Origin of the sequence: Bacillus alkalicellulosilyticus (genome assembly GCF_002019795.1) — a bacterium.
GTDB lineage: Bacteria > Bacillota > Bacilli > Bacillales > Bacillaceae_F > Bacillus_AO > Bacillus_AO alkalicellulosilyticum.
Genome location: NZ_KV917381.1, coordinates 509,623 through 522,499, shown reverse-complemented (window position 1 = coordinate 522,499; position 12,877 = coordinate 509,623). Strand labels below are relative to the sequence as shown.

The following is a 12,877-nucleotide window of genomic DNA, read 5'->3' as shown; positions in this document are numbered from 1 at the left end:
TATCATAACCCTTTAGCTTAGTATTAAATCAAAGTTGTATTCCGTTTGTGTAGCTTCATAAACTTCTCTGAAGCTTTACACTACATTCTGTCGTTGTTGAAGTCATGTACTCCATATAATTAACAGAACCGGAATAATTCAAATAAGCTTCATATCGTATACGGATTGCGGGTAGTGTAATAAAATCCAGAACATTTTCCTTTGGAACCCACCTACACTCGCTCGTTTCTTCAGAAGTAGATAACTCTCCACCCACAGCTTTGCATACGAAATCAAACATTACCTTTGTGGGGACATCCGTTACACCGTCATACCATTTATGAATGGCTGTATTGGAAATAACACTAATCAAATGGCTAACAGTGGCGTCTATTCCACTTTCCTCTTTGATTTCACGAATCACACCATCAATAAGGTTTTCCCCAACTTCAGTTATCCCTCCAGGATATACCCATCCATCGTCATGTGCTTTTACTAATAGAATATTTGCATTCCCATCTTCAACAATTCCTCCGGCCGATACAATATGCGTTGGAAACGCCATTTGAATCCCTCCAATATGATAATTTTTGTATACTTATTCCACAAAGTTATCAAATTACCTTCCCACTTTGGAGTGGATTCAGATGATGAATTCGTATGACCAGGTTTTATTGATTGGTTAACAGATCATAAACTGGAAATCTAATTTCACTGAACTGATTACCGCCCGACAGGAATAGCTAACCTTAGATAATAGACTCGACTGGCAATTTGGTGGACAAACACAAATTATCTATAATACCTTCCGATCAGAACGCGCGTAAAAGACGTCACAATGCATATGCTGAATGTTGCCCCAGTTTACAGGATTAGTCGTATCTGGAGAGCTTTGCTCCAAAATAGCTTGATATAATGCTATTTTTTCTTCCAAATGGGCAACGTGCTGTTTGGCTTCTTCTAGCTTAATAAGTGCCACTTCTTTATGCTCCATCATCAGTGAGCAGCGTTGTTGAATAGACGAATCACCTTCGAGACAGAGATCGACGTACAATTTGATGACTTCAATTGGCATGCCAGATTGCTTGAGGCACTTCACGCCATGTAGCCAGTTTATCGATTCTTCGTCGAACATCCGAATGTTATTTTGATCGCGTTGCACACTTGGTACTAGACCTTTATCGGTATAAAAACGCACAGCGTGCTCGGTAAGCCCCGTTATATGGGCAGCTCCCTTGACTGTATGCATACATATTCCTCCTTAGAAAAAAAAGTGAAAAGTCTGCTTGACTTCGTGTTACACGAAGGTACTAAGCTTATTATATTGCAAAACGGCCGCAAATGGAAATACCCCTTCGCTGCTGAATTTCTAGGTTTTGTGGTCGTTTGCTATCTTTTACTTTGAGGAGGAATCACAATGCAAACTGTTACATTGAACAACGGCATAAAAATGCCAATTTTAGGGTTCGGAGTTTATCAAATTTCCGATGCAGATGAATGCGAGAATGCAGTGTACGAAGCGTTAATAGCCGGATATCGCCTAATCGACACCGCCGCTGGTTACCTGAATGAAGAAGCGGTTGGACGTGCGCTCAAGCGCAGCAGAGTTCCTCGCGAGGAACTGTTCATCACGACCAAGCTTTGGATTCAAGATGCTGGCTATGAAAGTACTAAGCTGGCCTTTGCTAAATCTCTCCAGAAGCTTCAGCTTGATTATCTTGATTTGTACCTCATTCACCAGCCGTTTGGCGATTATTATGGTGCTTGGCGTGCAATGGAAGAACTTTACCTCGAAGGTAAAATCAGGGCCATCGGTGTTAGCAACTTTCTACCCGACCGGCTGATGGATCTCATCGTGCATAACAAAATCGTGCCTGCTGTCAACCAGATCGAAACGCACCCATTCTACCAACAGAATGAGAGCGCCAATTTTATGAAAGAAGAGGGCGTGCAGCACCAGTCTTGGGCGCCGTTTGCCGAAGGACTCAATAATATGTTCGGCAACGAGGTGCTAGCCTCAATCGCCAAAAAACACAATAAATCTGTTGCCCAAGTTATACTCCGCTGGCTTGTTCAACGTGAAGTCGTCACGATTCCAAAATCAGTGAGAAAAGAGCGAATCGTTGAGAACTTTGATATTTTCGATTTTGAGTTGAGCACAGACGATATTGAACAAATTACTTCCCTTGATACGCGAGAAAGTCTATTTTTATCTTACCACGATCCTAAATTTGCTAAGATGTTGGGCACCTTGAGAGTCGAACTGTAACACTGTTTAAACTGTAAACTTTTCAGCATAAGCAAGGACAGCCATTGTCCTTGCTTATGCTGATATTTTTTTCAAAAAACGGTTGCTCTGACCTGCAATAAGAAAACACCCACACTCATGTGCAGATGCTCAATCTTGCATTACATTAGTTTTCTAATTCAATAACTCTTGATACCCCAAGACCACAAGTTTCACATTTCCCTTCCAATGAAATGCCCAAAGGGTGGTCATATATAATGTAATTCGTTATTTTGACAACATCAGAACACTTAGTACACCATACATTTTTGATAAGCTTACCCCTTAAGTCAGAAGGTAGTGCCAACCACTTTTCATTTGCGTTATTCATTATAAATCACCTATTTTCTCCCTCAAAATATATCCTTGCCACGCACTCCACGTGTTAGGACTGTATCTGGCAACACACGGGATGTTGGTGGGTTTCTTCTCCTGTAAGTACACCTTTATTGATCTGAGAATAGCAAAAGGTGGCTTGTCCTATCCTTCCTTTATTTACTCTCTAGGGTCATTCATTGAAGAGTTCAAAAGAAACAATTGTCAGTTTTAAGAAAAGATTGTAACATTAACTAGTTGACAAATATTTCATATGTAGGAGGAAATATAAAAATAATAACTACTTTTATCTCATCTCTGAAAATTTAGGTACAACGTAATGGATTACGAAAGAAAAGTACAAGCATTTCTTGTTAGCAATATGGACAAATGGGAGGATTTTTTTTGGAACGTTTACTTTTTTTATTGGCTTTAGCACTAATATTTATAACGGGTTGTGAGAATAGTCAAGAAAACTATGAAAACCTTTATTTAGAGTACCAACTTGACCAACTTGGGGAAGAATCTTTTACCAATGAAGGACTAAACAATGATACTCATATTGCAGAAAAAGATGGTTTCACGTATATTATAACCCCTATTTCAGAATTAGGGGACTCGTTAAGACTAATTGTTTCAATACTTGAAAACAATAATTTTAAAATAAAAGAAAAAGAAATAGATGTTAGTTTATTAATGGATTCTAGGTGGAATACAGATGATAGAAGTTATTCATACGATTTTTCTGAAAATAATATCTTGTTATATACTGAATACGGCTTATCTGAACGTTACTTCCACTCTATTAATATTGACCAGAGTGGAAACGCTAGCCTCAGATTTTTAAATAAAACTGAATCTAGGGGTGAGATGGATAGTTATACATTCTTTATAGAAGGACTAAGAGGAACTTATTTTGAAGAGTGCTTTGATAATAATTGTAATTTATTTAATTTTGAAGGAAACTCAATATATACTTATGAGGATAAGTGGAAAAGCCTTTTCCCAACTTCTATTTCATTATTTTTCGATGAAGCGAATGGATTCTACTATTTAAGTAATCTAGGTAATTACCATAACGCTTTTGCATTTGATACTACATCAAATGCAGTGGTATGGGATTTAAACGGAGCTCAAAAAGAATTTAATTTCCCTTCAAATATAAATCATCAATATGTTGGTGGAAGTAATGGATTTTACATTGCTAGTAGGACTAGTAATAAAGTAAATAATTTATATTTCTATAATACTACTAATAATGAAGTAACTTTAAGTTCAGAGTCATTATTACAATCTAATCTAGATATAATGCAAACAAGAGTAACACTTGATAACTATTACTTTAATGTATACAACATAGTTCAATATCAGGGCAAACCTACTATTCAGAAATATTCATATAAGCGAGTGGATTTTGTCGATTCTAGAAAAGATGAATTACTACAAACCCCTGAAGAAGAACCCGCTAGTAATATAAAGGAAGATGTATCGGAAGTTAACCAAAGCAACCTTACTAGCTATGACGGTGTTTGGGTACATTATTTTACTGAAGGTGACGAAAACAGTGGCGGCTACTTTATTACATTAACACAAAGAGCTGATTCTAAAGAAACTTTTGATGTAGATATTAAAGAAATGACTCCAGGGGCAACATTTATAAATGGTAGTGAAAGTACAATTGGCCTTGGTACAGGACTCGGCGTTTACGAATTTATGTGGGACGCTAATGATAATTCCGGTATGGTTGAAATTGAACTTGCAGGAGATGAAATTATCTATCGGAAAACAATGTATACAACTAACCCCGGTAGATTTAACGAGGATTTAGAAATAAGTTTAACAAAAAAACAATAGTTTTAACAGTTCTAAATGAGATGCAAATGATCGATCGCATCTCATTTTTTCATATAGTGTAAAATCAGGTTTTTCTTTAATACTACACTACCATATTTATTACATAAAAGTGGAAAAAATAAATTTATCAGTTCTAAAAAAATTTTAATAACAAATAAGCCTTTCAATTGCTTAGAAAGGCTCTTAACTCACTGTTACATCTTTTATTTCCCTTCATAAGTTAATAGTGAACAGCACTCCACATGGCTCGTATGCGGAAACATATCAACCGGCTGAAGTGACTCTATCTTAAACCCAGCCTTCATCAATCGATCACAGTCCTTCGCCAGTGTTGACGGGTTACAGGACACATATACAAAGCGCTTCGGCTTCACTTTAATGATTGTCTGCAATAATTGCTCATCGCACCCTGTTCGTGGTGGGTCGACGACGATAACATCTGGCTTCCATCCTTCTTTTACCCAGCGTGGGAGCCATTCTTCTGCTTTTCCGACGACATAGGTAGCATTGTTATAGCCATGGCGTTTGGCATTGGTATTGGCGTCATCGATTGATTCTGGGATAACGTCCATGCCTCTGATTTCTGCCGCATCTTTAGCGAGCCACAACCCTATCGTTCCGACTCCACAGTAGGCGTCGACGACTTTTTCTTTTCCTGTAAGTTGGGCTGCTTTTTTTACTTCATCATACAGCTTTACCGTTTGAATCGGGTTCAGCTGGAAGAATGCTCGAGCTGATAGTTCAAATTGTAAGTCTCCTAATGTTTCTTGGATCACTTCTTCGCCGTGGAGGTGAATCGTTTCGTCTCCAAAGATGAGTGATGTTTTTCGCCCGTTGATGTTTTGCAGAATTGATGTTACTTGTGGCACTCGGTTATTAATTTCTTTAATGAGGACATCTCGCTTCGGAATCTCTTCTTTCGTTGTGATGAGAACAAGCTGGACTTGTCCTGTTTCAAAGCCGACTCTTGTGACAATTGTTCGGATTAGGCCTCTACCTCGTCGTTCGTTGTAAATCGGAATGTTTAATTCCTCTAGTATGCCTTTAACGGCTTGTGTCACTTTGTTTGTTTCAGGGTGCTGGATCATGCAATCTGACATATCAATAATGTTATGAGAGTTCATCCCGTAAAGACCCGCTAATACTTTTTCCTGTTGCTTGCCGACTTGTAGCTGGCTTTTGTTGCGGTAATTCCATGGGTCTTCCATGCCGATAGTGTCCTTCAATGGAAGCTTGTCACCTACTAGTTTCGTATGACGTTCAAACGCTTGTTTAACAATATCTTTTTTCTCTCGTAATTGAGCATTGTAATCAAGATGCTGCAACTGACAGCCACCACAATCGCTATAAATTGGACATGGCGGGGCCACTCTTTCTTTTGATGCTTTTCGGATTTTGTTGATTTTTGCTTCTGAAAAATTTGGTTGTACGTTCGTGACCTCTGCTACTATTTCTTCTCCTGGAAGAGCCCCTGGTACGAAAACAACCTTTCGTTTAAAATAACCGACTCCTTCTCCATTGATTCCAAGTCGTTTTATCGTTAACGGGAATTTTTGACCTTTTTCAATCGTTACATTCGTCTCTTTGTTTTTCATCTTTTTTCAGCTCCGCGTCCTTTAATGTCATTCTCTAGTATACCATCTTTCATCTATCGTCCATACTTCCAACGTTTCCTTAACTTACTAGTCCTTTTTTGAATAGTTTTTGTTAAAATAGAAACAGTAAACTAGCAGTGAAGGAGAGATCCCATGTCTATACCAACGGATGTCGCATCCCTACAAATCATGGCCCATGTATATAAAAAGGAGAGCCTGCAATCAATTTTTGAAAAAACGGTTGAAAGCCTCGTTGAACAAGTCCCTTACATAGATTGGGCAGGGATTTATATGATGGAAAATGAGGAGAAAAAATTAGTGGCTGCGTCCGATTTTGACGATCACCTCGAATGGGAAGCTAATGGTCGACTCAAGTTCCCAATAAAAAATTCAGCAGGAATGCAAATTGGACTACTTCTTGTAAAAAGCAAGCAGCCTATTGCATTTGATATGACTGATATTAGTACACTTGAAACGATTGCTGAAGCAATTGGTCAAGAAAGTATGGCTAACTAATACGCTGAACATGCATGCGTGATTTGCTATTATTTATTTTATTTCATACATGAGTTTTCACACATGCATGAGGGCTACTCAAAGGATTTCCTTGAGTAGCCCTCTTTTCGTTTTATTGGTCAATCATCTTGGACATCATTAAGTCATCTAAGCTTTTGAACTCATATCCTTGCTTCCTGCAATCATCAATTACACGACCTAATGCCTCCGCATTATCACTCGACACAGAATGAAGCAGCATAATTGCTCCCGGGTGTATACGTTTCATGATTTGGTTATAGGCGTAGTCGCCACCTTTTTGCTTATCGACTTCCCAATCTTTATAGGCCATCGACCAAAACACATTGGTATAACCTAATTCATTGGAAAGAGCTAATGATTTTTCACTAAACGTTCCTCGAGGAGGACGTAAATAATGCATTTCTTTAATCCCTGTTTGCTTTGTGAACTCTTCCTTTACCTTGTTCAGCTCTCTCTTTAATCGTTCATTATCGACCTTTGGCAAACTTGGGTGGTGCCAAGAATGATTTCCGACGATATGACCTTCTTTCACCATGCGCTGGATTAAGTCCTGCTCTGTTTGTAAGTAATGCCCTGTTACAAAGAAGGTTGCAGGTACTTTCTTTTCTTTTAACACATCAAGCACCATGGCGGTATAGCCGTTTTCATAGCCATTATCAAAGGTTAAATACAACTCTTTTTTAGAAGTATCCCCAATGAACATTCCACCATGTTTTTCAAGTAATTCTAAATACTTGGCCTCAGTTGTGACAGGCTTATTGTCCTTTTCAGGTTTAAAGCTCCAGTTGTACTCGGTTGTTTCATACGCGTGAGCCACTTGAAAAGGCGCCAAACCGCTTAAAAGGATGGCACATAAAAAAAGAAAGAAAACATTTTTCTTCATCCCCACTTCTCCCCTTATCGTTTGTGATACTGTTAGTTTTTCTAGATTGGGGCAATTTATCCAACAAACGATAAAAGGAAAAATCTACATACGTTGACTGCGGAACATCATACTTAACAACAAAGGTAGCGTATAGAGACTATCGCTAACGAGTTCATAACAGTCGACAATATCACCATCAACATCACCAAACAACGCCATTGCCTCCGTTGGTATCCCACCAATTCGGATCCGAAATAGCTGTTTTTTATCAAGGTCAGTAATATGAACTTGCATGCTGCCAAGTGAATCTTGAAGAACAGCAAGGACATCGCCGTTTCGATTGGTCACAACTCCATGCTTATAATCTTTTGTTTTTCGAAAAGTGTAGCATAGCCTTCCCTCTTCGTTATATACACTGAACTTCGTTTTAAATCCGCCGTGTTTATCGACAATATATCTATCCGTTCCAAGCGTTACATTGGTGCGTACTGGTAATATAAACGAAAGTGACGCAAGCGAAAATAAAAAGCGTGTGGCGTCCTGAGATTTCGTTAATGGTTTGACAAAAGAATGAGCTAGCTTATCTCCCTGCAGTGTATAGTACGTATACTCCATTGATGCGTCATAAGTCGGGACAATCATAAATCGCGAAACTTCTTTATATAAACTAGGGTCAAAGTTCATCTGTGGCGTCTCAAACCTTTTCCCCTCTTTCGTTCGAAACCACAATAAAATAACAACTCCAACTACAATAAGTAACAAACTAAGACCCATGCCCTCATAGTTCCCTGCACGAAACAGCATAAAAAAATAATTAAAGAACACGATGCCTACAAGTGCTCCAATAAGATATCCTCGGTTTTGCTTTATTTTCTTTTCTGTCATCAAATCCCCTCCAACGATCCTATCCTTACTTCCTACGTATCAGTATGACAAAAGTTTCAGGATTTTGGGAGTGAAAAGCACCACTTCCTTCTTTGGATATATATGTTAATATAAGTTTAAGTCAATGTTGAAGGGAAGTGAGTACATTTTGATAAAAAATAAAAAGTACTTCTTACTTTCGATTTTTTTGTTTTTTGTTGCTACCATCCCTTATGTTCCGTTTCCTCATGGTCGTCCATGGGCTGAATCATTCACTTTTTCAGTTGGAGGAGCTTACATCCATTACTTTGGGTTCATTGGTTTGATTTGTTTTATAATGGGCACTATTTTTCTAGGTCGGGCTCTAAAGAAATACCATGTTCGAATGTTCATTATTATAATCCTACTTTGCAGTTTTTTACCTTCTTTTTTGGTAGAACTATATCAAAAGACGTTTGCATCAGGGATTTACGCGGTTGCCTACGACAGTGAAAATGCTCGCTGCGAGTTTACCAACATTCAAGGGCCTTCTTTACATGGAGTGTGCGAGTTGTATTTTATCAATCACAGCAAAGATGATGTGGAGTTTGATTTAGAATTTTATGAACCATTTAGTGATTTCTGGGACTTTGACCCGTTGGAAAAGATGAACATTGATGGACCGTTTAAAGTAACATTACAAGGAAAAGAAAAAAAGAGAGTTGTGATTGAAAATGAAATGAAGATGACTGGTACGGATTATTTTAGTGGAACAATCTCTTATGTGAATGTTTCGATATCCGCAAATTATCGCACAAGGAATTTCTAAAAGAAATGTTTGGAACGATTTAACGGCGTCAGAAACCAATACATCGACAACTACTTATTTTGGCTCCGTTTCTTAGAGTTACATAAACAAATGAACAAGAACTGTCAATAACATATGGCAGATATTCTATATAAGGAGGAGTGGTCGGATGAAACTTAGAGTTGGAGCTGTGTTTATACCAGTCTTGAATCTTGAAGAAAGTATTGGTTGGTACAAAGAAATCTTAGACCTGCAATTGGTTGATCAGTGGGGAGCTGGAGCAAGTCTCAACTTTAAAACAGGTGAGGCATTAGTAGCGCTTATCCAAGTTCAACAAAAGGCTCCATTGCATTTTCATGTTGGTATTGACCAAACAAATGTCTACTTTCATTTTGAAACGGATGACCTCGATTCACTAAGAAGACATTTTGAATACAAAGGCGTAGAAATCACTAATTCGTATGATCACGAACTTATGAATGAAATATTTATTAGGGATCCAAGTGGAAATCAAATATCATTTTTTTGTGAAAAAGAAGAGTCGCCATTTTATAAACATGCAAGTGGAAAAGTTAGTTGGTAAAGTTCAACTACGAAGACGATACATGGACAATAACAAAACCCGCCATTGGTGGGTTTTGTTATTTAAAAACGCATATCCTAGGCAACAATATTTTAGAAAAGGTCTTTCACTAAAATTACTCGACATCTCTTGAGAAGATTATTTCTATGTAGGACGCACTTCCGTAAGAAGCTGTACCAGGTGCGAAAACTTGGACGAGTTCCCACCCTTCTTTGGCATGTTCATGAATGACTTCATGATAATCAACAGAAGGTTTACTTACAATTCCTTTAATACCCGTTAAAGTAATCTTTTCGAATTTATACTCTTTCATTTTTCATCACCTCCTTTTTATAATCGTTTCTATGCTTGAGTGGGTTCTTTTTTACGAACAGGAATGCGAAGCAGTAGATTGGTTTGTTCAGGAAAACCAATGTTAACATGGCTTAGGTGAATTTCTTTTGCTTGTTCTTCAATTATCTGATAACCATACTCGTTTGCGAATTTCCCCAAGTGTTGAACTGTTTCGTGAATCAGTGAATAGGGACCTGTATGAAGAACTTGCACACATTGATAGGCAGGGATCTTCTCAATTTGCAACGGATAGGAATCATCACCAAGTCGAGTCAACATTGCACGTTGTAAAAGGTCGTCTGTCACATAATCAGGAACCCACATTCCAACATGAACAACGCGCCCATCGTTTATCTCTTCACCCCAAACTAGCTCAAATGGACTCATCGTGAAATTCTTGTGTAACTCCTTTTTCACAAATGTACGTATACGGTTAAAGCATAAGTACATCCAATCATTAGCTTGAATTGTGCGCAACCCATAAAAGTCACCATTAAGCACGTCACTCGAAGTAATCATAGACATTTCTGGGACTAATAAAATCTGACACTGTTTTGACTTATTTGTAACGTGATAAAGGTCTCTGTGAATGTTCCGTACATTGTCCTTCATCACTTGTTGATTCTCTGTTACCAAACCAACTCCCCCTTTGGTTGTGAAATTTTTTTAAATACTTTAATAGGAGAAGATATTCAACAATTTACAAATATATCCTTCTTTTTCTTCCAAAAATAACTAAATACTTCTTGTCATCAACTAGGCGTCATATAATAAAAAACGTTTGGATATGGTACCCAAACGTTTTTAAAACTTCTACTTCACAGGAATAACGATGCGTTTATCGTATGGTTTCATGTAATGCATACCCTGAATAAGAAATGCCTCTGGTTGCTCTGTTGTATCAAAGAGCAATGTTCTTTGTTTTAGATACTGACCATCTTCTCCTACTATTTCTGATTGTCTTTCTATCGTTCGTAATGGTGTTATTTCGTTACCTGATTGAATAGAAACACCATCAAGCATGACGTCATAATCAGTTGCAATCGTAATCTCAACACGTTCTGATGTTACTTCTATGTGTTGAATCCATAGCTCTTTTCCACCTATCACATGAGGCTCATCTGTAACGTCAATCAGCGAAATCCTTTCATCTAATTCTTCGTACCCGACAAACTCACTCATGACAAGTTCAAGTGAATCTAGTTTTTCTGGCAAGGCATCAAAGTGAATTTCAAAATTGAGTCCTCTTATAGACGAAGAACTACTTCCTCCTCTCCATTCAACCGGCGTTCCATTTGCAAGCAATTTCACCCCTTCTAAGGCATATGGAACCCTATCATAATTATCAACATTGATTCTTCCATCAATGACCGTTAATGAAGGTGTCGCTGTAATTGAATGAAACGTAATCGTCCCTTTGTCAACTTCAAGCTTTTCTCGAATAGTTTGTTTAATTTGTGTTTGCATCGCTTGATTTGGGTTATACGGAAACGTCATTTCTCCTTGTATTCTCTCTTGATTTGCTCCTAGTTGGTCAAAATGAATCGTTAACTTTTTCGCAAAAGGACTGACTGGGTCAAAAGACATTGTCCCTTTCAACTCATTATTCTCTTCATCCACTTGGTACTGTCCGCCTCTAATAGGGGAATTCGTCAAAAAACCACTAACCCTATCTAGCGTAAACGTGTCCATGGCACTATATGTGATCCCATCTGGATTTGATAATGTAAAATACAAAATCAATTGGTTGGCATCGGTCATAATCCCATCAACAACAAATTCAGTTCCATCTTCTAATATCGTTCTTTTATCAACGGTTTGGCCCATACCTTGTTCATTTAACTGCTGTAACGTATTGGTCATAATTTCATCAAAACCAAACAACTTTTTTCCATAAAAAGCAAAAGCATTATAGTGATAACTCCCAATGAATAAAAAGATTAACGCCACTGTTGCGAGTTTCCAAATGGTAGATTTTCGCTTAGACCGAGTTGGCGTCTCGTCCAATGCATCTCGTAATCTCATTTCTAACTCGTCGGGTGCCGTAACTGTGTCCAAGCGTATCTTTTCCTCAGCTAATCTCTTCTCAATGTTATTCATGACCGTCACCTCCGTAGTATTCTCTTAGTTTTTTTAACCCTTGAAAGATTCTAGATTTAACCGTGCCTAGTGATACATTCGTCATTTCAGCTATTGTCTGATAATCAAGGTCATGAAAATACTTTAATTGAATCGCTTCTCGTTGGTGCTCATTGATTTGCATGAGTAACTGATTCAGTTCCATTTGGTTTTCGCTATTTCGATAAGGGTCACTGGCTAAGGCATGACCAAGGTCCGTTTCTGCGGTTGTCGTGCTCCAATCGTCTAATAGAAGGATTTTGTTATTTTTACGAAGTGATGACTTGCAGCTATTCACAAGTATGGTCTTACTCCAGCTGTAGAACGATTCTTCTTTTTTTAACTGCGGTATACTCTCATATAGTTTTACAATCATATCTTCCATCGCGTCCATTGCATCGTGAGAATTGCCCATATAGGAAAGAGCCAGCTTATAAAATGTGTCTTTTTCAGCCATGATTAATTGAAGCAGTGCTTCTTTGTTCCCCTTCTTCGCCTTCTTTACCAACCTTATGACATTCATGACTTCACCTCTCTCACCTATAAGAGTCGTTACCCCATTGAAAAGTTCATTCTTACAAAAAAATTTTCATGCTACATGATTGAGATTATGAACATTTAATGGTTTTATAGCAGTGGACGTTATGCTTTTATTTCCATTTAAAGAATTCACAGTGTAAAAAACCAAATAATAGAAGAAAAATCTAGACGAACAAAAAAAAATCTCCTATTGTAAAGGTGAGGCCACGTAAAACCGTGA

Annotated in this window: 15 protein-coding genes; 5 read left to right on the top strand and 10 right to left on the bottom strand. The window is 37.9% G+C overall.

The features are described from left to right. Window positions 1–55: 55 nt before the first annotated feature. Together BK585_RS02685 and BK585_RS02680 are read right to left on the bottom strand one after the other, a co-directional pair. On the bottom strand, window positions 56–544 hold the full coding sequence (locus BK585_RS02685) for an NUDIX hydrolase (protein WP_078551618.1): 489 nt from the start codon (window positions 542–544) through the stop codon (window positions 56–58). Window positions 545–775: 231 nt separating this feature from the next. Beyond that, window positions 776–1,228 carry a MerR family transcriptional regulator gene (locus BK585_RS02680; protein ID WP_078551617.1) on the bottom strand — a complete coding sequence of 151 codons (453 nt, stop codon included), beginning with the start codon at window positions 1,226–1,228 and terminating at the stop codon, window positions 776–778. A 168-nt stretch (window positions 1,229–1,396) separates the two neighbouring features. Here BK585_RS02680 and BK585_RS02675 point away from each other — a divergent pair, with 168 nt between their 5' ends. Then, window positions 1,397–2,248 carry an aldo/keto reductase gene (locus tag BK585_RS02675; RefSeq protein WP_078551615.1) on the top strand — a complete coding sequence of 284 codons (852 nt, stop codon included), beginning with the start codon at window positions 1,397–1,399 and terminating at the stop codon, window positions 2,246–2,248. Between the two features lie 145 nt (window positions 2,249–2,393). Here the strand turns inward: BK585_RS02675 and BK585_RS02670 are convergent, their stop codons facing one another. Further along, window positions 2,394–2,597 carry a hypothetical protein gene (locus tag BK585_RS02670; RefSeq protein ID WP_078551613.1) on the bottom strand — a complete coding sequence of 68 codons (204 nt, stop codon included), beginning with the start codon at window positions 2,595–2,597 and terminating at the stop codon, window positions 2,394–2,396. A 389-nt stretch (window positions 2,598–2,986) separates the two neighbouring features. Here BK585_RS02670 and BK585_RS02665 point away from each other — a divergent pair, with 389 nt between their 5' ends. Continuing rightward, window positions 2,987–4,435: a hypothetical protein gene (locus BK585_RS02665; RefSeq protein WP_078551612.1), complete on the top strand. Its 1,449-nt coding sequence runs from the start codon at window positions 2,987–2,989 to the stop codon at window positions 4,433–4,435. 203 nt (window positions 4,436–4,638) lie between these two features. Here the strand turns inward: BK585_RS02665 and rlmD are convergent, their stop codons facing one another. Beyond that, on the bottom strand, window positions 4,639–6,030 hold the full coding sequence (gene rlmD, locus BK585_RS02660; protein ID WP_078551610.1) for a 23S rRNA (uracil(1939)-C(5))-methyltransferase RlmD: 1,392 nt from the start codon (window positions 6,028–6,030) through the stop codon (window positions 4,639–4,641). 153 nt (window positions 6,031–6,183) lie between these two features. On the opposite strand from rlmD, the gene BK585_RS02655 reads away from it, so the two are divergent. Further along, window positions 6,184–6,546 (top strand): GAF domain-containing protein, encoded by a 363-nt coding sequence (locus BK585_RS02655; RefSeq protein ID WP_078551609.1) that lies wholly within the window; start codon window positions 6,184–6,186, stop codon window positions 6,544–6,546. Between the two features lie 112 nt (window positions 6,547–6,658). On the opposite strand, the gene pdaA is transcribed toward BK585_RS02655, so the two are convergent. Together pdaA and BK585_RS02645 are read right to left on the bottom strand one after the other, a co-directional pair. Then, window positions 6,659–7,450 (bottom strand): delta-lactam-biosynthetic de-N-acetylase, encoded by a 792-nt coding sequence (gene pdaA / locus BK585_RS02650; protein ID WP_078551607.1) that lies wholly within the window; start codon window positions 7,448–7,450, stop codon window positions 6,659–6,661. Window positions 7,451–7,534: 84 nt separating this feature from the next. Next, entirely contained in the window at window positions 7,535–8,317 is a 783-nt protein-coding gene (locus BK585_RS02645; protein ID WP_078551605.1) for a hypothetical protein, read from the bottom strand. Window positions 8,318–8,465: 148 nt separating this feature from the next. On the opposite strand from BK585_RS02645, the gene BK585_RS02640 reads away from it, so the two are divergent. After that, complete coding sequence (locus tag BK585_RS02640; RefSeq protein ID WP_078551603.1) at window positions 8,466–9,104, top strand: hypothetical protein; 639 nt, start codon at window positions 8,466–8,468, stop codon at window positions 9,102–9,104. A gap of 148 nt (window positions 9,105–9,252) precedes the next feature. Beyond that, window positions 9,253–9,666 carry a VOC family protein gene (locus BK585_RS02635; RefSeq protein ID WP_078551601.1) on the top strand — a complete coding sequence of 138 codons (414 nt, stop codon included), beginning with the start codon at window positions 9,253–9,255 and terminating at the stop codon, window positions 9,664–9,666. Window positions 9,667–9,781: 115 nt separating this feature from the next. Here BK585_RS02635 and BK585_RS02630 read toward each other — a convergent pair whose 3' ends face one another. The 4 genes from BK585_RS02630 to BK585_RS02615 form a co-directional block, all read right to left on the bottom strand. Further along, window positions 9,782–9,979: a DUF4177 domain-containing protein gene (locus tag BK585_RS02630; RefSeq protein WP_078551599.1), complete on the bottom strand. Its 198-nt coding sequence runs from the start codon at window positions 9,977–9,979 to the stop codon at window positions 9,782–9,784. Between the two features lie 29 nt (window positions 9,980–10,008). Next, window positions 10,009–10,635 (bottom strand): GyrI-like domain-containing protein, encoded by a 627-nt coding sequence (locus tag BK585_RS02625; RefSeq protein WP_078551598.1) that lies wholly within the window; start codon window positions 10,633–10,635, stop codon window positions 10,009–10,011. Window positions 10,636–10,812: 177 nt separating this feature from the next. Then, window positions 10,813–12,099: a DUF4179 domain-containing protein gene (locus BK585_RS02620; protein ID WP_078551596.1), complete on the bottom strand. Its 1,287-nt coding sequence runs from the start codon at window positions 12,097–12,099 to the stop codon at window positions 10,813–10,815. Beyond that, window positions 12,092–12,640 (bottom strand): RNA polymerase sigma factor, encoded by a 549-nt coding sequence (locus BK585_RS02615; protein WP_078551594.1) that lies wholly within the window; start codon window positions 12,638–12,640, stop codon window positions 12,092–12,094. The genes BK585_RS02620 and BK585_RS02615 overlap by 8 nt, the downstream gene beginning before the upstream one ends. Window positions 12,641–12,877: the final 237 nt, after the last annotated feature.